The organism is Burkholderia sp. Tr-20390, assembly GCF_017104595.1.
Taxonomy (GTDB): domain Bacteria; phylum Pseudomonadota; class Gammaproteobacteria; order Burkholderiales; family Burkholderiaceae; genus Burkholderia.
In genome coordinates this window covers 23,941-40,895 of the sequence record NZ_JAAGPC010000037.1, presented here as the reverse complement: position 1 = coordinate 40,895, position 16,955 = coordinate 23,941, and the positions used below count along the sequence as shown (strand labels likewise).

The 16,955-nt window shown below is 59.4% G+C and carries 23 protein-coding genes and 1 tRNA gene; 17 read left to right on the top strand and 7 right to left on the bottom strand.

Going from position 1 to position 16,955, the window contains the following annotated elements; translation table 11 throughout:
* Positions 1-117: 117 nt before the first annotated feature.
* The 3 genes from G3N98_RS13110 (at position 118) to G3N98_RS13100 (ending at position 1,831) form a co-directional block, all read left to right on the top strand.
* Positions 118-194: transfer RNA gene (locus tag G3N98_RS13110), tRNA-Met, on the top strand.
* 192 nt (positions 195-386) lie between these two features.
* Positions 387-1,436 carry a type II toxin-antitoxin system RnlA family toxin gene (locus tag G3N98_RS13105; RefSeq protein ID WP_206148398.1) on the top strand — a complete coding sequence of 350 codons (1,050 nt, stop codon included), beginning with the start codon at positions 387-389 and terminating at the stop codon, positions 1,434-1,436.
* A complete protein-coding gene (locus G3N98_RS13100) occupies positions 1,436-1,831 on the top strand; it encodes a type II toxin-antitoxin system RnlB family antitoxin (protein ID WP_206148397.1) in 396 nt (131 codons plus the stop codon). Before G3N98_RS13105 ends, G3N98_RS13100 begins: the two co-directional genes overlap by 1 nt.
* Before the next feature lie 166 nt (positions 1,832-1,997).
* Here the strand turns inward: G3N98_RS13100 and G3N98_RS13095 are convergent, their stop codons facing one another.
* Genes G3N98_RS13095 through G3N98_RS13085 form a run of 3 tightly spaced genes read right to left on the bottom strand, consistent with a single transcriptional unit; the run spans position 1,998 to position 3,847 of the window.
* Positions 1,998-2,348: a hypothetical protein gene (locus G3N98_RS13095; RefSeq protein ID WP_206148396.1), complete on the bottom strand. Its 351-nt coding sequence runs from the start codon at positions 2,346-2,348 to the stop codon at positions 1,998-2,000.
* The gene (locus G3N98_RS13090) at positions 2,341-3,354 is read right to left on the bottom strand and encodes a tyrosine-type recombinase/integrase (RefSeq protein WP_206148395.1); all 1,014 of its coding nucleotides are present in this window, start codon (positions 3,352-3,354) and stop codon (positions 2,341-2,343) included. The genes G3N98_RS13095 and G3N98_RS13090 overlap by 8 nt, the downstream gene beginning before the upstream one ends.
* Positions 3,329-3,847, bottom strand: a complete 519-nt coding sequence (locus tag G3N98_RS13085) for a hypothetical protein (RefSeq protein ID WP_206148394.1) — start codon at positions 3,845-3,847, stop codon at positions 3,329-3,331. Before G3N98_RS13085 ends, G3N98_RS13090 begins: the two co-directional genes overlap by 26 nt.
* A gap of 93 nt (positions 3,848-3,940) precedes the next feature.
* Between G3N98_RS13085 and G3N98_RS13080 the strand changes: the two genes are divergently transcribed.
* The 12 genes from G3N98_RS13080 to G3N98_RS13020 all read left to right on the top strand — a co-directional run bounded on the left by G3N98_RS13080 (position 3,941) and on the right by G3N98_RS13020 (position 12,407).
* A complete protein-coding gene (locus tag G3N98_RS13080) occupies positions 3,941-4,147 on the top strand; it encodes a hypothetical protein (protein ID WP_206148409.1) in 207 nt (68 codons plus the stop codon).
* On the top strand, positions 4,144-5,442 hold the full coding sequence (locus tag G3N98_RS13075; protein ID WP_346779083.1) for a replication initiation factor domain-containing protein: 1,299 nt from the start codon (positions 4,144-4,146) through the stop codon (positions 5,440-5,442). Before G3N98_RS13080 ends, G3N98_RS13075 begins: the two co-directional genes overlap by 4 nt.
* An 11-nt stretch (positions 5,443-5,453) precedes the next feature.
* Positions 5,454-5,732: a hypothetical protein gene (locus tag G3N98_RS13070; RefSeq protein ID WP_330772104.1), complete on the top strand. Its 279-nt coding sequence runs from the start codon at positions 5,454-5,456 to the stop codon at positions 5,730-5,732.
* A 2-nt stretch (positions 5,733-5,734) separates the two neighbouring features.
* On the top strand, positions 5,735-5,938 hold the full coding sequence (locus tag G3N98_RS13065) for a hypothetical protein (RefSeq protein WP_206148393.1): 204 nt from the start codon (positions 5,735-5,737) through the stop codon (positions 5,936-5,938).
* A gap of 2 nt (positions 5,939-5,940) precedes the next feature.
* Entirely contained in the window at positions 5,941-6,234 is a 294-nt protein-coding gene (locus G3N98_RS13060) for a hypothetical protein (protein WP_241025893.1), read from the top strand.
* A gap of 50 nt (positions 6,235-6,284) precedes the next feature.
* Positions 6,285-6,530, top strand: coding sequence for a hypothetical protein (locus G3N98_RS13055; protein WP_206148392.1), 246 nt, complete (start codon positions 6,285-6,287; stop codon positions 6,528-6,530).
* 154 nt (positions 6,531-6,684) lie between these two features.
* Positions 6,685-8,208, top strand: a complete 1,524-nt coding sequence (locus G3N98_RS13050; RefSeq protein ID WP_206148391.1) for a hypothetical protein — start codon at positions 6,685-6,687, stop codon at positions 8,206-8,208.
* A gap of 8 nt (positions 8,209-8,216) precedes the next feature.
* Entirely contained in the window at positions 8,217-8,510 is a 294-nt protein-coding gene (locus tag G3N98_RS13045) for a DUF2523 family protein (RefSeq protein WP_206148390.1), read from the top strand.
* A 7-nt stretch (positions 8,511-8,517) separates the two neighbouring features.
* Positions 8,518-9,630: a zonular occludens toxin domain-containing protein gene (locus G3N98_RS13040; protein WP_206148389.1), complete on the top strand. Its 1,113-nt coding sequence runs from the start codon at positions 8,518-8,520 to the stop codon at positions 9,628-9,630.
* Entirely contained in the window at positions 9,627-11,018 is a 1,392-nt protein-coding gene (locus tag G3N98_RS13035) for a type II secretory pathway protein (RefSeq protein WP_206148388.1), read from the top strand. Before G3N98_RS13040 ends, G3N98_RS13035 begins: the two co-directional genes overlap by 4 nt.
* A gap of 666 nt (positions 11,019-11,684) precedes the next feature.
* The gene (locus tag G3N98_RS13025; RefSeq protein ID WP_206148386.1) at positions 11,685-12,059 is read left to right on the top strand and encodes a hypothetical protein; all 375 of its coding nucleotides are present in this window, start codon (positions 11,685-11,687) and stop codon (positions 12,057-12,059) included.
* Between the two features lie 3 nt (positions 12,060-12,062).
* Positions 12,063-12,407: a hypothetical protein gene (locus G3N98_RS13020; RefSeq protein WP_206148385.1), complete on the top strand. Its 345-nt coding sequence runs from the start codon at positions 12,063-12,065 to the stop codon at positions 12,405-12,407.
* 38 nt (positions 12,408-12,445) lie between these two features.
* On the opposite strand, the gene G3N98_RS13015 is transcribed toward G3N98_RS13020, so the two are convergent.
* Together G3N98_RS13015 and G3N98_RS13010 are read right to left on the bottom strand one after the other, a co-directional pair.
* Entirely contained in the window at positions 12,446-13,420 is a 975-nt protein-coding gene (locus G3N98_RS13015) for a LysR family transcriptional regulator (RefSeq protein WP_089431654.1), read from the bottom strand.
* A 177-nt stretch (positions 13,421-13,597) separates the two neighbouring features.
* Positions 13,598-14,569, bottom strand: a complete 972-nt coding sequence (locus tag G3N98_RS13010; protein ID WP_206148384.1) for a GlxA family transcriptional regulator — start codon at positions 14,567-14,569, stop codon at positions 13,598-13,600.
* A gap of 116 nt (positions 14,570-14,685) precedes the next feature.
* Between G3N98_RS13010 and G3N98_RS13005 the strand changes: the two genes are divergently transcribed.
* Together G3N98_RS13005 and G3N98_RS13000 are read left to right on the top strand one after the other, a co-directional pair.
* On the top strand, positions 14,686-15,369 hold the full coding sequence (locus tag G3N98_RS13005) for a DJ-1/PfpI family protein (protein WP_206148383.1): 684 nt from the start codon (positions 14,686-14,688) through the stop codon (positions 15,367-15,369).
* Positions 15,370-15,450: 81 nt separating this feature from the next.
* On the top strand, positions 15,451-15,762 hold the full coding sequence (locus tag G3N98_RS13000) for a cupin domain-containing protein (RefSeq protein WP_089446345.1): 312 nt from the start codon (positions 15,451-15,453) through the stop codon (positions 15,760-15,762).
* Positions 15,763-15,820: 58 nt separating this feature from the next.
* Here the strand turns inward: G3N98_RS13000 and G3N98_RS12995 are convergent, their stop codons facing one another.
* Positions 15,821-16,105 (bottom strand): PAAR domain-containing protein, encoded by a 285-nt coding sequence (locus G3N98_RS12995; RefSeq protein ID WP_039359956.1) that lies wholly within the window; start codon positions 16,103-16,105, stop codon positions 15,821-15,823.
* A gap of 155 nt (positions 16,106-16,260) precedes the next feature.
* Positions 16,261-16,653: an MAPEG family protein gene (locus G3N98_RS12990; protein WP_241025892.1), complete on the bottom strand. Its 393-nt coding sequence runs from the start codon at positions 16,651-16,653 to the stop codon at positions 16,261-16,263.
* Positions 16,654-16,955 lie beyond the last annotated feature (302 nt).

Sequence of the window (16,955 nt, the reverse complement as noted above, 5' to 3'; positions counted from 1 at the left end):
CCGGGGACCGGCTCCCGCCCGCAATGAAGGTCGGCACGGGCCGCCGGCAACTTTTTTCGGGAAAGATGGAAAAAGGTATTGACAGCGGACCGCCCGATCGACATAATTCAAGTCTTCGGCGAATTAGCTCAGTCGGTTAGAGCGACGGAATCATAATCCGCAGGTCCGGGGTTCGAATCCCTGATTCGCCACCAGCATTATCAAGGGGTTAGCGCAAGCTAACCCCTTTTGTTTTGCGGCATCCGTCAACGAAGTGTCAACGGCGATACGCCGTTCGTCGTTTTATCGTGCAGGTAGCAGATACGGCCAGCGGCTCGTACAATCTCCTGATTTACACTTGCACGAATCGTTCGCCCCAATCCCGCAGGGCGACGACGTGACGCTCTATGCCGCCAAAATCACTTAATCTCGATCAAGCAGCGATCGAAGCTGCTATTCATGAGTTTGCACGCGACTGCGGCGGAGAGGTCGCTGGGCCGACCGCGAAGGCTCGCTTCGACGAGTACCAATTGATTGTCGATGGTCACAAGCCTGCCTTGCTGCACGTCTACAAGAAGAACGACGGCAGTACGACTCTAATGTCGAAGGTCGGGCAGAACCAGGAACTGTCAGAGCGCCTCGCGGAGCATGTAGCGAGCATGACGACTCGCGTACCAGTCACGAATAAACCTCTGACGCTGGGGAACCTGTCATCGGATACGTGGGACTTCCTGCGTGAGTATTTGGCAGAGAAGGAATGCAAGATCACCGATGAGCCGTTGGATCATGGCGTAAGAATCAAGGTTGTAGGGCCTCAACGCGACCAGGTGTACTTGCACCGCTACAACACCGGGAAGTTCATGATGCAGGGGCGTCCCATGGCAGTCTATGCTATGGTTGCGTCGACACTTTGTGAATTGCACGGCGACAAGCGTGAGGTTCTGGAAGCGCAGCTCGAAGTCGTACCGGTGCACACGACAGTCGAAGGCCTGTATGACGAGCTCCGGCAGCATGTTCCAACGGCAGCGGACTATCTGGGCGATACGGGATGCGCAATCATTGCACCAGCGCTTGCTCTGGCAAAAATTGCCGTTGAGCTTCCAGATTACTCATCCGTAGCCTTTCCTGCGCTTCGTGGACTTGAGTTCTATATGAAGCAACATTTGGTAGACAACGAGTATCCGGTGTCACCCAAGCGAGGCCTCGGAGAATACTTTACCTCGCAGGGAGCGTTGCTATCGGGATGTGCAACCAAAATTGGCTGCATGCCAACCGTACGTGCGCTGGAAAAGTCGTACGCCCTGCACAATCAGCATCGGAACAGCTTGTTTCATGCGGACGGCCAAGTTCCCGCCATGACACGAGTCATCGATGATAAACAACAGGCTGTCGACATTGTCTACGAGGTTCTTCGTACGATCGAAACTACCTACGCAGCAATACCCCGGAAAACCTGATGAGCGCCCATAAAGGCTACTCCCTCCAGAAAGGTCCCTCAAAGACCTTTCCCATCATAAGCTTCTCACTCAGCAGTGAGCGGCCGGAGGAGTTTTTGCCGAAGGTTGAGCGTGAGCTCAAGAAGAAGTCGTTCCGAGGAACAATTCTTGTGGACACGTTGGCCTGCAATGGGATGACTTCACGCAGATTCTTTGTAGGCGAGTTTGATGGCGAGCACTTGAAGCGCTCGTCATTCAAAGTGTTGTCGGCATCTCATCTCGACATAGCCACGCAGCACTTTTGTCTTCGCTTCTACGCATCGCACCTAGAGCATCTTGAGCACTCCATATTGACCCCGGTGCAGCGGTTTAAGCTAAAGAGAGACGCGTCTTGCCTCGATGCACGAGTCGCTTGACCTCTTGCGACCCCAAGCTTACGCATGCGTCGTTGCTCCCTGCGACAGGCAGAATGTCTGCCAGCTCACAATCGAACTGGTAGGAAGCAGGAATTTAGCGGCTAAATTTCGTCAATCTTTGATATGAATTTCAGCCGCTAAAGACTCCTTCGACGCCGACTTGAGGTCACACAGCGCGGTCGGTAAATATGGTGTCGAGCGTTGCCGGTTCGTAATTCGTGTTGGTGCGTCGACGCACTTCTTCAAGCCCTAGTTCGATCCGGTATCTTACGAAGTATTCGCGCATCTGCTCGAATGGTATCTCGATGCGCTTGCCCTCGCAGTCCGTCTTAGCCTGAAGTAGACACAAGAGGACTGCCAGGCACTCGGCGCCAGTCCCATCGGACCCGTCCTCGGCGTTACCTAGCATTGTGTCCGCAGACTTCGCCAGTGTCGACAGCCACTCATCGCTTAGCCTAGTTGGCAAACAGGCCTCGGGGCCGCGATCCAGCACCTCTTGCTTGAGTCGATTAAGCATGGAATTCCTCGATTGTTGAAAGTGGATTCAGTCGCTTTGCTTCCATTAAGTGGTCAGGTGACAAGTGAGCGTAGCGCATGGTCATGGTGAGACTTTGATGGCCTAAGATGCGCTGGAGCGTCAAGATGTTGCCGCCATTCATCATAAAATGCGAGGCAAACGTATGTCGCAACGCATGCGTCATTTGCCCGTCTGGAAGGACAATTCCGGCGCGCTCAATACCTTCCCTGAACGCAGACCAGGCGTATCCAAATACCCTGTCACCATGCCCTTCGTCCCGATGGTGCTCCATCAATTCCGCCGCCAGCCGCTCATCTATTGGAACTGCCCGAGTTTTCCCCGATTTCGTTCTCGCGAACTGAACAAGGCCGCCGCGCACTTGACCGATCCTAAGCTCCTCAACTTCGCTCCAGCGGGCTCCGGTCGCCAAGCACGTTCTCGTAATTAGGAGAACGTGCGGATTTCGAGCAACCTGTAGCGCACGCAACAGAGCAACGATCTGGCTTTTTGTCAAAAACGATAGTTCGTTTTCCTGAATCTTGAACTGACGAAGTTTGCCGAGCGGGTTGTCCTTAGTCCAATACCCTAGTCGAGCGAGTTCGTTGAACGCTGCTCGCATATATGAATGCTCGCGGTTCAGATTGTTCGCCGACACCCCCTCAGCAAGACGCTTGGTTCGATACTGCGCGAACATATCAACCGAAAATCGGTCGGCGTGGGGATCGCCGATACTTTTGGCAATAGCGAGTAGTCTGCGATGAGTATCTTCGCCCGAGCGCAAACCAGAGCCATGATGAGTGAACCAAAGGCCGATCAACTCAGATAGTTTCCGTGCGTCCTTCTTCGCCGGCTGCCATTCTGGCGTAGTCAACACCTGCGTCTGAAGCCAAGCCTCATACGCTTTTGCTTCAGCCACAGTTTTAAACGACTTTCGGAAGCGCTTAGCCCCTCGCCCGCCAGGTTGCACATCTACAAGCCATTTATCGCCGTTTCTTTTTATCGTCATTCAGTAGTTTTTCGCTCAGTAGCTGGCGCTCAGACATCGCCATTTGCTCCAACATCCCTGCTTCGCGCCACAGCTCTGGTTGCTTGTGCATCAGCACCCGCACTGCATCTTGGCGGGTCATTGCCTCATCACCTTGTTGCAAAAGTGACTCGACCGCGGCCTTGATTTGAATGCGCTGTTTCAGCGCGCGCTTTGCATACACGTGCTCGCCGACGTTCAGGTCAACAAGCCAGTCAGCGCCTGCTGCGCCTGGTTCCTCGTGTCCAGTCTCCGGGTGTGGCACACCCGTCGCCATCCAAAACGCATGCTCCGGCCACGTCCGCGCAGCTAGTTCAACCATCTCCATGGTTGGACGCTGGCGGCCATGCCATACGTTTTTCCACGAATCCGCAGAGATTGCGTTGGCACTGAGTTCCTGTAGCTCCGCGAATCGACGGGTCTGCGAAACATGCGCAGCAATTACGAGCTTAAGGCGATCTGCAAGGGTTTCCATAGTGCTTGACAATTTGCGAGTCTAGGTCATATAGTCACCTCACGGTGTTAATAATACACACCACGAGATCAATATACACGACAGAAGCTGAGAATGTTCGATATGTCGGAAGCGACGTCACCTATCAGTGTACCCGTCATGACGCGCGAAGCGTTTGCTGCGGCAATCGGCTTGCCGGTGACAGTGCTGGTCGCCCAGGCAGAGCGAGGCTACTGGCCAGAAATCCGAGTGGGAAAGCGTGTATTTATCAACGTCGAATTGGTACGCAAGCGCGCGCTCGAAAAGGAGTTCGCCCTGTGAGCCGAGTCAAATCGCAACTCCTTGGCGTCCAAACCGGCGGCCGAGCCGGCCGCCTGCCCGCCCGCAGCGTGAGCGAGGACGGACACGCGGCCGGCTCGGCCGCAACGTGCGGCGGCGCTCCGGTCGATGCCCCCCCCTCGACTAACAGGGGGGGAACGGAAAGGCCGGCCATCGCGACGGTGCAGGAATTGCAGATGGTCATGACGGATACGGGTGAATTGAAAACCATCCTGATGCGCCGGCCGGTCAACGAACAGGTTGCGATGATCGACACGCTTCGCTTCACGGTGGGCGAGGAAACGTGGAGTCGGACGGCTGGCATTCAGCTCGTAGCAGATGAGGCGTTCATCTTAGAAGCGAGCAAGCATCTAACGGAAATCTTCGGCTTTGGCATCACGCGCGATCTGAAAAAGATGCGTGACTTCTATACGAACGCGTGGGAACTCGGCGACAACTATGGTCACGTCGCTCTGGGTGGAGCTAGCCAGCGCCAGACCATGCTTATCAACCTGAACGGTCAAGGTTGCATTGCAGCTAAGGCCGGGTGGGAATCCCGTTTGCACGATTTTCTTGTCGATACGGCAGCTCGACCGACGATCACGCGCATCGACCTCGCGCATGACTGCATGCAGGGTGAATACACCGTCGATCAGATCGATGGTTGGTACGACGATGGCCTGTTTACTTGCTCCGTGAATGCGCCGCGCCATGAATACAAGGGCGATTGGAAGAACCCGATCGGCAAGGGACGTAGCGTGTACATCGGCGTGCGAGGCAATGGAAAGCTTTGTCGAGCCTATGAGAAGGGACGAGAGCAAGGCGACGCGCATTCGGAATGGGTGCGAATTGAGGTCGAGTTCCACAACAAGAAGCGTGTTATCCCGCTCGACGTACTGCTCGATCCCTCTAGTTACTTCGTCGGTGCTTATCCGTGCCTTCGTTTCCTCGATGCCTCGCGTACGCCGGAAAAGATTGAGATCAAACGCAAGGCGGCAGAGATCAACGTTGACGCGAGCCTGAAGAACATCCGTACGAGCTATGGGAAGTACGCGTTCGTTCTGCGCAACCTGCTGGGCGACGCCGAATTTCTTGATGCGATCACGAATAACTCGGGCGATTGGCCCGAACGCCTGAAAGTGCCCGACTACGAGACGTGTGCAGTTCCGGTGCACGTCTACGGCATCACGAATCCATACAACGATTTAGACCCCTCTGGCGATGGCTGGGCAGAGGAAACGGTCTTTGCACCAGCCGCTACTACGGGAAACGAACTATGCGATTCACGAGCAATGTGAAGGTAACGGGGATGAAGGCGAGCAAAGGCCAAATGGAAAACGGAACGACCTTCGACAGCACGAAGGTCTACACCGAAACGCCGCTTGACGATTCGAAAGGCACGGCTAAGGGCTTCGCGGTCGCAGAGTTCACTCTCGGCACGTCCGTCGAATTCGACAAGTACAAGCATCTGCCCTTCCCCTTCGAGGCCGCTGCGGAGCTGGAGCTCGTGACGAACGGGAAGTCGCAGAAAACTGTGATGCATTCGCTGAAGCCGATGGAAATGTCGCGGCCGGCCAAGGCAGGCTGATCGTGGACGGCGGGGTCGTGTACGTGGTGCAGGACCTTGTATCCGGCGGCTTTCTGCGGCCCGATTCCGGGGACGTGGGCCAGACCGAGCGCCTGCGTGATGCAGTCGGTTTCGAGGATATCGGCGCAGCATATGAAGCCGGAGTTGACCATTGCGACGGGTCATTCGACGTCGTGCCGGTGATCTTCGTTCGGAAGGGAAATTAACCGTGTCGGTCGGCACTGTTCAGAACGTCTTGCTGTGTATGCCCGTTACGTCGGATCAGTCATCGGCGCTCGATCAGCAGGTGTGCCCGTCTTCGGGCACTCAGTATTTTCATCTTCAGGCGCAGCAAGCATATGTCATTGATCCCGCAAGCGTTGGCTATATCGATGCGCTCGCGGTTCCGTTCGATTACACGGCTGCGTCTGGATTCTTCGCGTTAGCGTTCACTATGGTGGTCAGCATCTGGATGGTGAGCGCTAGTGCGGGAAGCATTCTCGCGTTCATACGGCGAGGGTAAACAAGCGTGCCGGGCGCTCCCCGGTGTTTCTTCGAAAGAGGTATCGAGCAATGAAATCTAAGCTTCAAACTGTCAAAAACTTCGGTGTCCAAATTGCTTGTGCTGCGGCATCGGGGCTTGCAGTCGTCACGAATGCGCAGGCAGCGACAACTGCCCCCGACTTCAGCCAGATCACGTCGGCAGTCGACTTCAGCTCGGTGATCACCGCAATCATTTCCGTGGCCGTCGTTATGGCTGGCGTGTACGTCGCATTCCGTGGAGCGAAGTTCGCTCTGCGTGCGCTGCGCGGTCTGTAACTTAGCGCGGCCGCTGTTTTAGGGGGAGCCGCTGAGCTCCCCTTTTGTTTTTTTGGGGATGAATGATGACTGTGACGGACGTCTGGTACGTAGTGGTATTCGCCTGGGGCATCGTATGCGGTTGGGCATGTGTAACCGGCCTGAGGGGATAACAATGCTGAAGAGAAAGATCTTGTGCTCAGCGCTGGCAATGTGTGTCGCCTTTCAAACTCACGCAGGAACTGTATTGGTTTTCGACAAAGTCGGAAATATCGTTTCAACCTACGTAGATCCGACTACGCCATATAGCTACGGAAAGATTCAACAGGAAACATCGGGGCTCCTTTACAAGAAGCTAGGCTCGATGGGGCTGGAAGTCACGGACGTAAAGGTTACAAGGACCATTCAGGCGGTCGAGACTGTTGCGACCGGCGCAGCAAACGGTGCTCGAGCTGGTTTCGGGGGCGGCTTTGTCGGCATCGTCGTTGGCGCAGTCATTGGTGCTGTAGCGAACTGGGCCATTGGGCTCGGCCTAGACAAGATGGTGAAGTGGCTATTCGATTCCGGCGACGCAGTCACATCGACCACCGCCATTACTGCTCCCCCGGCTGGCTCCTTCTCGTACTTCTTTGTGTGGGGCGAGTTCCCGGAAACCTGTGGTCGCAGTCTTGAGAAGGACTATCTGACGGATAGCGAAGCACTTCAAGCTTTCGTCGACCGAGACAATCAAGCGCCCCAAGCATGCTATGGAGTTACGAGGTCGAGCACCGAATCGGCGGGTAGCTGCGACGGCATCGGACACTGCACGTACATGGTCTCTGGCAGCGCGGGCCCGACGTCGGTTTACTTCCCGCCTCAGTTCGGCTCTCCGCCGAACCTTCAGCTGTCGTCCGGCGGGGACTTTGATTACGGGAATCCGGTATCTACCGACATTGCGACTGCGGCCAAAAATGTACCTGATTCAGAGAAATCTCAGCCGATCAATCCCGAGCTGATGGCTAATACTGTCAATGGATTGTGGCAAGCTGCTTCGCAGTTGCCGGGGTACCAAGGCATACCGTACAACCCAAGCAGTCCGGTTACGACACAGGATGCGACAGACTGGCAGAAGGCAAACCCTAGCTATACACCAACGGTTGGTGACGGGCTTGGATTTGGCTCGGGGTCCGGCAGTCAAGGGCAATCCAGCGCCGGTGGGTCGGTCGGCTCCCTCCCAATTCATAACACGCCTGGCTCTTCGGACTCGACACCAGGTGTCAATCCAACCCCTGGTAGTGGTGCAGGAACAGGCGGCGGCACTGGCACTGGCACTGGCACTGGCACTGGCACTGGCACTGGCACCGGCACTGGCACTGGCACTGGCACCGGCACCGGCACCGGACCGCAATGCGGTGCACCAGGACAGCCACCGTGTGCAATCGACCTCGGACCTAATCCGAGCGTTCCGCAGCCGTCCCTAGAAAATACACCGACGATCCAAATGATTCTCGGACCGATCATAAATATGCTGCCGGGCTTCTCGTCGTTCGCAGTTCCGAATCACGAATCAGCATGTCCGACGCCTACGTTCTCACTATTCGACCACAGCTTCACGATGGATCAGCACTGCATCATTTTCGAGGAAAACCGCACCGCGATTAGTACGGCATTCGCTGTCGTGTTCCTGATGGCATCGGTGTTCATCGTTTTGACTGCGTGAGGTGATCTATGTACGCAATATTGATGTCGGCCGTTTGGTCGGCGATGACATGGCTGTTCCGGTCAGTCCTCGTGAAGTTCGTCTTTTATTTCGCGCTGTACTTCTTCGTTACGGAGGCAGTTACGTATCTCCAGGGCACAGGTATTTTGCCAAGCGCATCGTCTTTGTCCGCAGCACTCGGTGGAGTCGGTGCCGGTGTTTGGTACTTCCTCGATCTTTGCTCGTTTAGCTACGGTGCCAAACTGGTTGTTTCTGCTTACGCAGCACGCTTCATCGTGCGTCGCATTCCGTTGATCGGGTGAGCTAGCTATGTCGATCAACGCATATTGCGGAATTATGGGGTCTGGCAAATCGTACGAAGTCGTATCCGGCCCGCTGCTTGAGGCTATCTCTCGCGGACGGCGCGTCGTAACGAACATCGATGGGATCAAGGAAGACGCAGTGCATGCGTATTTAGCGGAGACGCGGCAAATCGACCCGACGAAGCTTGGTCGGATCGTGCACGTCACCACAGAACGTGTGCGAGAAGATGGCTTCTTTCCGGTCGAAGTTGAGTCATCGCTGGGGTCGACGGTGACTCCAGGACTCGTTGAGCCCGGCGATTTAGTCGCGATCGATGAAGGTTGGAAGCTTTGGGCGTTCGGCGAGAAGATGACAGCGGAGCATGTTGCGTTCTTCCGGATGCATCGGCATTTCGTGCACCCGATAACGAAGCTCTCGTGCGACGTGGTTATCATGGTTCAGTCGATCGGCGACCTGCATCGGATGTTGCGGCCGGTGATCGAGCTTTCGTTTGTGATGCACAAACTAAAGTCGTTAGGGCGACCCAACCAATATCGCGTCGAGCAATATGATGGATGGAAGCAGAATGCGAAAACACGCGTCGCGACGTACTACAGGTCCTACAAAGCTGAGATTTTTCCGCTCTACAAAAGCTATGCAGGAGGTACCGGGCAGGAGGCAGTAGTCGATCGACGGCAGAATCTGTTCAGCGGTCGCAAGATTGCGACGTTCGCCGCAGTTGTGCTGTTTCTATTGCTCGGTGGAGGCTGGCTGCTATTTAGGTACTTCACGCATCAGCCCAATGCAAAAATGGCGAGTAGCACGGGTACCATCACGAATCAGACATCGAGCATAGCGACCGCTGGAACGGCGGGTATGCCTGCCCCCAATGCCGCGCCTTCCACGAAATCTATCGATTTCTCGGATACCTGGCGCGTACTCGGTCGCTTCGAATCCGATCAGACGCAGTATGTTGTGCTTGCAGATAGCTCCGGTCGAATGCGCGTCGACTCCCCAGCGGCATTCAACGGGTTGGGGTCGGCGACTGTTGGCCGCGTTGATGGTGAACGCGTGTCGATGTGGTCAGGGGCCAAGGCGCTTTCTTCGCCCTCCCTTCTCTCGGGGAGCACGTCGAAATGAACGTCAAATATCTGCTCATAGCAGCTGCGTTGTGGCCTGCCTTAGCAGTGGCCGAAAAATCGGCGTCTGCGCCGATGGTGCCACCGCTGCCGGCGCTATCGTCGCTCGTCGGTGGTCAATCTGATCCGCCATTGCCACCGTCCGTGCAGGCTGAACCCAAGCACCCGATGGTGCAACACTCAAAGGGAAATTCGTTCGACCTGCGTTTCGGGACAGTTTCGTTTGTCGTGGATTTTGTATACGAGAACGCGGTAAAAACACCGCACGTACTCGGCCCAGATGTTCTCGCCGATCAGCGACAAGTTTCGTTCCGCTATGAGTCGAGTAACAGCGATTTGCGTCGGTTCCTATCGACGTTTCTCGATTCGCTCGGTTACGAGGTCACACCACGTGATGGTGTGGACTTCATCGGGAAGAAGCTGGAAACGGCTCACCCAAAAGAGACACGCGAGCCATTCGTATACCTGCCGAGGTACCGGAAGGCTGACTATCTGATGCGCATGGTTCAACCGCTTGTCGGAGGAAGATTCACGACGCAACGGGGGGTATCGCCAGTATCAGCCTCCACGACGCAGTCGAAGCCTGCCGCGACTGCTGGGGAGCTATCGCATGACGTCCCCCAAGGATCGGCCGCTTCATATGTCGACCAGGCCACTGACCGGTTAGTGTTTTTTGGCACCCAGGCAGAGGTTGAGTCATTACGCGAGGTGCTGCCGATGATCGATGTAGCTCGCGACAAGGTCAACCTTCGAGCATGGGTATATGAGGTCAACAACACGATGCAAGATCAGTCAGGGTTCTCTCTGGCTGTCAACGTGCTAGGCGCAGCACTAGGTATCAACAGCGGGCTGTCCGATCCAGCAGCGGCTGTTATACAGTTGCATGCGGGTAATGCCTTGAATTTGGGCATCCAAGCACTGGATGCGGATAGCCGGTTCAAGGTGCTGACGCGACCGAACGTTACGGTTCTATCGGGTGAGTCCGCCCGTCTGAATGCCGGACAGCTCGTACCAACACAGGGACAGGTTAGCTATCAGGGACCAAGTGGAACGCCCGTACAGTCAGTCGTGTATCAGGACGCAGGGGTAATTTTCGACGTTCTGCCGACGGTCATGCGTGACAGCATCGAGCTTGCAATCCAAGAGGAAATCTCAGACTTTGTGCGGACGTCGACGGGCGTCAATACGTCACCGACAAAGAACACGCGGAGGCTGCAAACGGTTACCTCCATGCAAGATGGCGATATCGCTGTGATCGGCGGACTACTTCAGTCCCACGATTCGTCGTCGAGATCTGGACTTTCGTTCTTACCGAGGTGGGCGAGCGGTCACAGCACGTCCCGAGATCAGACTGAGATTGTGCTCATTCTCGAAGTAAGGAAAATATAGGTTCCGGGTTGCGTAATGCTCGCGGAAGCTCGAAGGAACCGCGAAACATTGGCACGGCTCGATACTATGTGCTTCGCGGACCCAAAGGGTCATAGCCTAGACAGATACCCTAGTGAGGAACGGATATGAAATGCCCGGCGTGCGGTGCCGCTGAACTCCTTAGAGACACACGTGACGTTGCGTTTTCGTACAAGGGGCATACGACGAATATCCGATCCATCACAGCCGACTTCTGCCCAGAATGCGGTGAATCGATTCCGGACCAGGTCGAGGGTGAGCGCATTTCGGCGCTCATGCTCGCATTCAAGCGGGAAGTCGACGCCCTGCCTTAGCATCGCACGACAACCAAGTGTCAACGGCATTGCTGGCCAGTGCCGATGCAATACTGACAAAAAATCCGTAACTCATTGATTTGCTGGATAAAGCAGGTTCAATGCGGGGCATTGCGACGGAATCATAATCCGCAGGTCCGGGGTTCGAATCCCTGATTCGCCACCAAATGCGAGAGCCGCTGTTTCGAAAGAAACAGCGGCTTTTTCATTTGCATCTTCCGATGCGCCGGTTCCGCTTTCACGAGCCAGCCTTCGCACCACCTCAGTCGTGCATCAACGCCGCCCTGCTTCGCAGGCACAATGACGCCGTCCATTACACGGCCGACGTCACCCGATGATCCCGACCACCCCCGACAAGCCATGGCGCACCGCCGCTCTCGCACTCGCGGCCGTCGTGCTTTGCTATGCCGCTGCCGGTGCGCCGACCCTCTCGCGCCTGCTCGACCCCGCCGTGATCGGCGAAGGCCTCGCCCTCAAGCCGATCACCTATCACTGGGTCAATCACGTCGACCGCGCGATCCCTGAGGCTGACCTGTTCGCCAGCCGCTTCTACGTGCTGGCGCTGGCCTCGCTCAACGCCATGGCCGCGCTGTTTGCACTTGACGCCCATCGCAGCCGCAGGCGCTTCGCGCTCGTGCTCGGCTGGGCCTTCGTCATGCTGATCGTGCTCGTCAACGCGCAGATCCAGGCGTTCTACAACGTGGGCTGACCGATGAAGCGACGCATCATGATCGTCATTGCCACGCTGCTCACGCTGATCGGGCTCGTGTTCGTGGCCGGCACATTCGTCAACCTGTCGACGCCCGACCAGTTGCATCGCCTGCTGAGCTACGACTACATGAGCTTCGCGGACAGCCTCGTCGAACGCGACCTAGGCGAATTCGCCAACAGCTTCTACATCGGCGTGGCGCTGATGCTCGTCGGCGGCACGCTCTTCATCCGGATCGAACGCACACGCACGGTCGCCCGCATCGTCACGTCGCTGCTGTTCGCGCTGCTCGCCCTCAGTCTCGTCTATGCGTGCCTGAATCCGCGCATCGGCATGCTCCCGACCTGATCGGGCGCGACTCGCTCGGCCGGTCTCGCCGCGCAAGGCTACGCCGCCACCGAGCTGCGCGGCTCTCGGACCGCCTGCGCCCCCACCCGCCCCCGCCAGTTCTCCCCCCCTTCCAGCGACGGCGTCGACTCGAACACCTCCGCGATCCAGTCGGCGAACACGCGCACCTTCTGCGACAGATGCCGGTTGTGCGGATAGACGATCGAAATCGGCTTCGGCTTCGGATTGCAGTCCGGCAGCACCTCGACCAGCGAGCCGTCGAGCAGGTGCGGCAGCACCATGAACAGCGTCGGCTGGATCATCCCGAACCCTTCGAGCCCGCACGTCACGTAGGCATCCGAATCGTTGACCGTGACGCTCCCGTTCATCCGCACCTCGAACGGCTTGCCGTCGATCATGAACACCCACGGAATCGCCCGCGCACCGTGGCTCGATCGAAAATTCACCGCGTGGTGGTCGGCGAGATCAGCAATCTCGTGCGGCTCGCCGTGACGCGCGAGGTAGTCGGGCGACGCGCAAGTCACGCGCTTCAGCATCCCGATCCGCCGCGCGACCATCGACGAATCCTCGAGCGGCCCGACCCGGATCATGCAGTCGATCCCCTCCTCGACCGGATCCACGTAGCGGTCGGAGAGCCCCAGTTCGAGCGTGATGTCCGGGTAGCGCTGCCGGAAAATCGACAGTGACGGCAGCACGATGCGCCGCCCGAGCGAACTCGGCATGTGAACGCGCAACACGCCGCTCGGCTTGCGGTTGCCGGTCTGGAAACTCGCGTCGGCCTCCGCGATCTCCGAGATGATCTTCATGCAATGCTCGTAGTACGCCGCACCTTCCGGCGTCAGCGACAGCCGGCGCGTCGTGCGGTGCATCAGGCGCACGCCGAGCAGCGCCTCGAGATTCTGGATGATGGTCGTCACCGACGCGCGCGGCATCGCGAGCGTGTCGGCCGCGCGCGTGAAGCTGTTCGCGTCGACCACGCGGGTAAAAACTTCCATTGCCTGGATTCGGTCCATGCTGCCCCCCTTCGAATCGCCAACAGAATAGAATAGAGCGCGCGACGGGCGCGGCACAAGTCCCCACCCATTGTTCTCCGATCCTGAATAGTTTCGGCGTTTCGGACTGGAAATCGATTGATTTCCGTTCAGTCCCACGCGGCGATCGTTCCGGCCCCGCCGGTCGCACGCCGCGCATCACCGCACGAATCGCTCGCGATACCCCTGCGGCGACACGCCCAGCACGCGCACGAAACAGCGGCGCAGCGTCTCCTCCGAGCCGAAGCCGCAACGCGCGGCGATCCGCTTGACGGGCCACGCCGTTTCGCCGAGCAGGCGTTGCGCGGCCTCGACGCGGATCTGCTCGACCGCGCGCGCGGGCGTGCGGCCGGTTCCGGCGCGATAGTGGCGCACGAAGCTGCGCTCGCTCATGCGCACGCGCTCGGCCAGCGCCGGCACCGACAGGTCGCCCGTCAGGTGCTCGGCCATCCATGCGTGCAGTTCGCCGAACCGGTCGTCGGTGCGCTGCATCGACAGCATCGTGCTGAACTGGGCCTGCCCGCCCGGACGCTTCAGGAACACGACGAGTTCGCGCGCGACGTCGAGGGCGGTCGCGCGCCCGAGATCCTCCTCGACCAGCGCGAGCGCGAGATCGATGCCGGCCGTCACGCCGGCCGACGTCCACAACGCACCTTCGCGGATGAAGATCGGGTCGGATTCGACGCGCACATTCGGATAGCGTGCCGCGAATTCTTCGCAGCGCGCCCAGTGCGTGACCGCACGCCGCCCGTCGAGCAAGCCGGCCTCGGCGAGCAGGAACGCGCCGGTGCAGACCGATGCCACGCGCCGTGTGCGTGCCGCCTGCTGCCGCACCCAGCGCACCAGCCGCGCATCCTTCGATGCCGCATGCACGCCCTTGCCGCCGGCGACGATCAGCGTGTCCGGATGGCGCGCCGCCGAGCGCAGCGATTCCGCCATCACGACGAGGCCCGACGACGTCTCGACGGGCCCCGCCTCGGCCGCGATGACGCGCGGCGCATACGGCGCCGGCTGGCCGCGCTCCTGCGCCAGCTCGTTGACGGACGCAAACACCTGCAGCGGCCCCGTTACGTCGAGCAGCTGGGCACGAGGGAACGCGAGGATCAGGATCGAACGCGGGGTGGCAGGCATGGCGATTGGCTGAAAACGTGGGTGATATGGCAATTTCGCCAAACACTACGCGCCTAGAATCGACCTGTCCATCCCGTACCGGCTACGGCCCGCCCCCATCCAATCGGAGTCTTCGCATGACCCTGCATATCGGCTTTCTCGTGTTTCCAGGCGTCCAGCAACTCGATCTCACCGGCCCGCACGACGTGCTCGCGTCGCTGCCCGACGCCACCGTTCATCTGGTCGGGAAGTCGCGCGACTCCGTCGCATCGAGCAGCGGACTCGCGCTCGCGCCGACCTGCACGTTCGACGACTGTCCGCCGCTCGACGTGATCTGCATTCCGGGCGGGATCGGGATCAACGCACTGTTGCTCGATGCCGAAACGATCGCGTTCGTGCAGCAGCGCGCGGCCGCCGCGCGCTACGTGACGTCGGTGTGCACCGGTGCGCTGCTGCTGGGCGTGGCCGGCCTGCTGCACGGGCGGCGCGCGACGACGCACTGGGCGTTCCACTCGCTGCTCGAACCGCTCGGCGCGGTGCCGGTGCGCGAGCGCGTGGTGCGCGACGGCAACCTGATCACGGGCGGCGGCGTCACGGCCGGCATCGACTTCGCCTTGACGATCGCCGCGGAGCTGGCCGGCGAGGAAGAAGCGCAGGCGATCCAGCTGCAACTCGAATACGCGCCGGCACCGCCGTTCGACGCCGGTTCGCCCGACACCGCACCGGCAGCGGTCGTGAAGCGCGTCACCGAACGGTCGGCGGCGGGTTTCGCGACGCGCAAGGCGACGATCGAACAGGCGCTGCGCGCGAGGTCGCGCTGAATGCCGACGCCGGACAATCGACTTGAACGCTCGAAGACTGGAAGACGAAAACGACGCGCATTCGCGCCGGAGAACCCATCGATGAACATCATCCGCAGCGCCGCGTTCACGGCAGACCGCGCATGGGGCGCGCTCGACATCGCGAACCTGAACGGCATTACGGTCCGCCTGCACTGGACCGACCAGCCGTATCGGTGGCACGTCAACGACGGCGAGGAAGTGTTCGCGGTGCTCGACGGTCGCGTCGAGATGCGCTATCGAGAAGCAGGCGTCGAGCACGCGACGGTGCTCGAAACGGGTGACGTGTTCCACGCATCGGCCGGCACCGAGCACGTCGCGCATCCGCTCGGTGAAGCACGCATCCTCGTGATCGAAACCGAAGGCAGCGTCTGACGGCCCGCGGCCGGGAGTCGATGCCGCGCGGATGGCAACCGCCTCCGCGCGGCGGGTTTCACCCGGTGATCGTCCCGGTGGCCTGCGACGCGATCAGCTTCGGCTGCGGCGTGCACAGGCACTGGCACAGGTCGTGTTCGAGCGCGACGACCTTGCCCATCACGGTCATCGTCCGCTCGCCGCCGTCGGACACGATCACGCCCGGCGACTTGCAGGCGGCGCAGAATACCGCCGCGCCGAGATAGGCGAGTTCGCGTCCGTCGAACGACGAATTGGCGATCCCTTCGAGCACGACGCCGCCGTGGTCGGTCGTGTCGCCCTTCAGAATGAATTTGCGGCTCATGTTGTCGGTTCTTCCCTCGGAAATGCCGTGCAACGCGGCAGCGCGCAGGCAGTCGGAATCTGCCCGTCGATCGCGGGCGTCCCGCGAGCATATCACCGCGCGCCGCAGCCGCCTCCCGGATCAGGGTCCGTGTCGTATGCTGCCGGCGCCGCCATTCAGACGAACAGCGCGAGACACAGCGCGGCACCGCACAGATACGTGCCGAGCGCGCCGACGAAACGCGCGGGATTCGGGTCGGCCATCGTCGGCCAGGCAAGCAGGCCGATCACGAGCAGGCAGCGGCACGCGGTCGCCGCGACGATCAGCGTCAGGATCGCGCGCGATGGATCGTGTGTACCGAAGTAGAGAAACAGCACCGCGAGAAACGGCGCGTATTCGGCCGTGTTGCCGTGCGCGCGCACGATCTTGTGCAACCCGTTCGCGGGATCGGCCGCACACCCGGAACCGGTGGTGCACCGGAAGCGCGTGACGGACACGACGAGCCCGAGCCCGAACAGCAGCAGCCCGAGGATGGCCGTGCAAACGAGCGCGACGGGGTGGATCGGCATGGGACTCCCGGCAAAAGCGGAAATGCGCCGCATAGCCAATGATCGTACCCGTGACCGACACGCGCGACCATCACGGAAACCCGCAGCATCGTCGGGCGCCGGACACATTTTTACGGTCGGGTTCCGATCCCAATTGTCGCGCCGCCGCACCGCCCGAAACCGGTGCATTGCCCCCGCGTGCCCCGCCGTCCGGGCCTGCCCGCCGACTCACCCCAGCACACGGACACCCGCGGCACGAAACGCGCAAACGTTACGCATGCGACGGCATGCACCATCGCAACGCAACGCGGGTTACAGCGCGT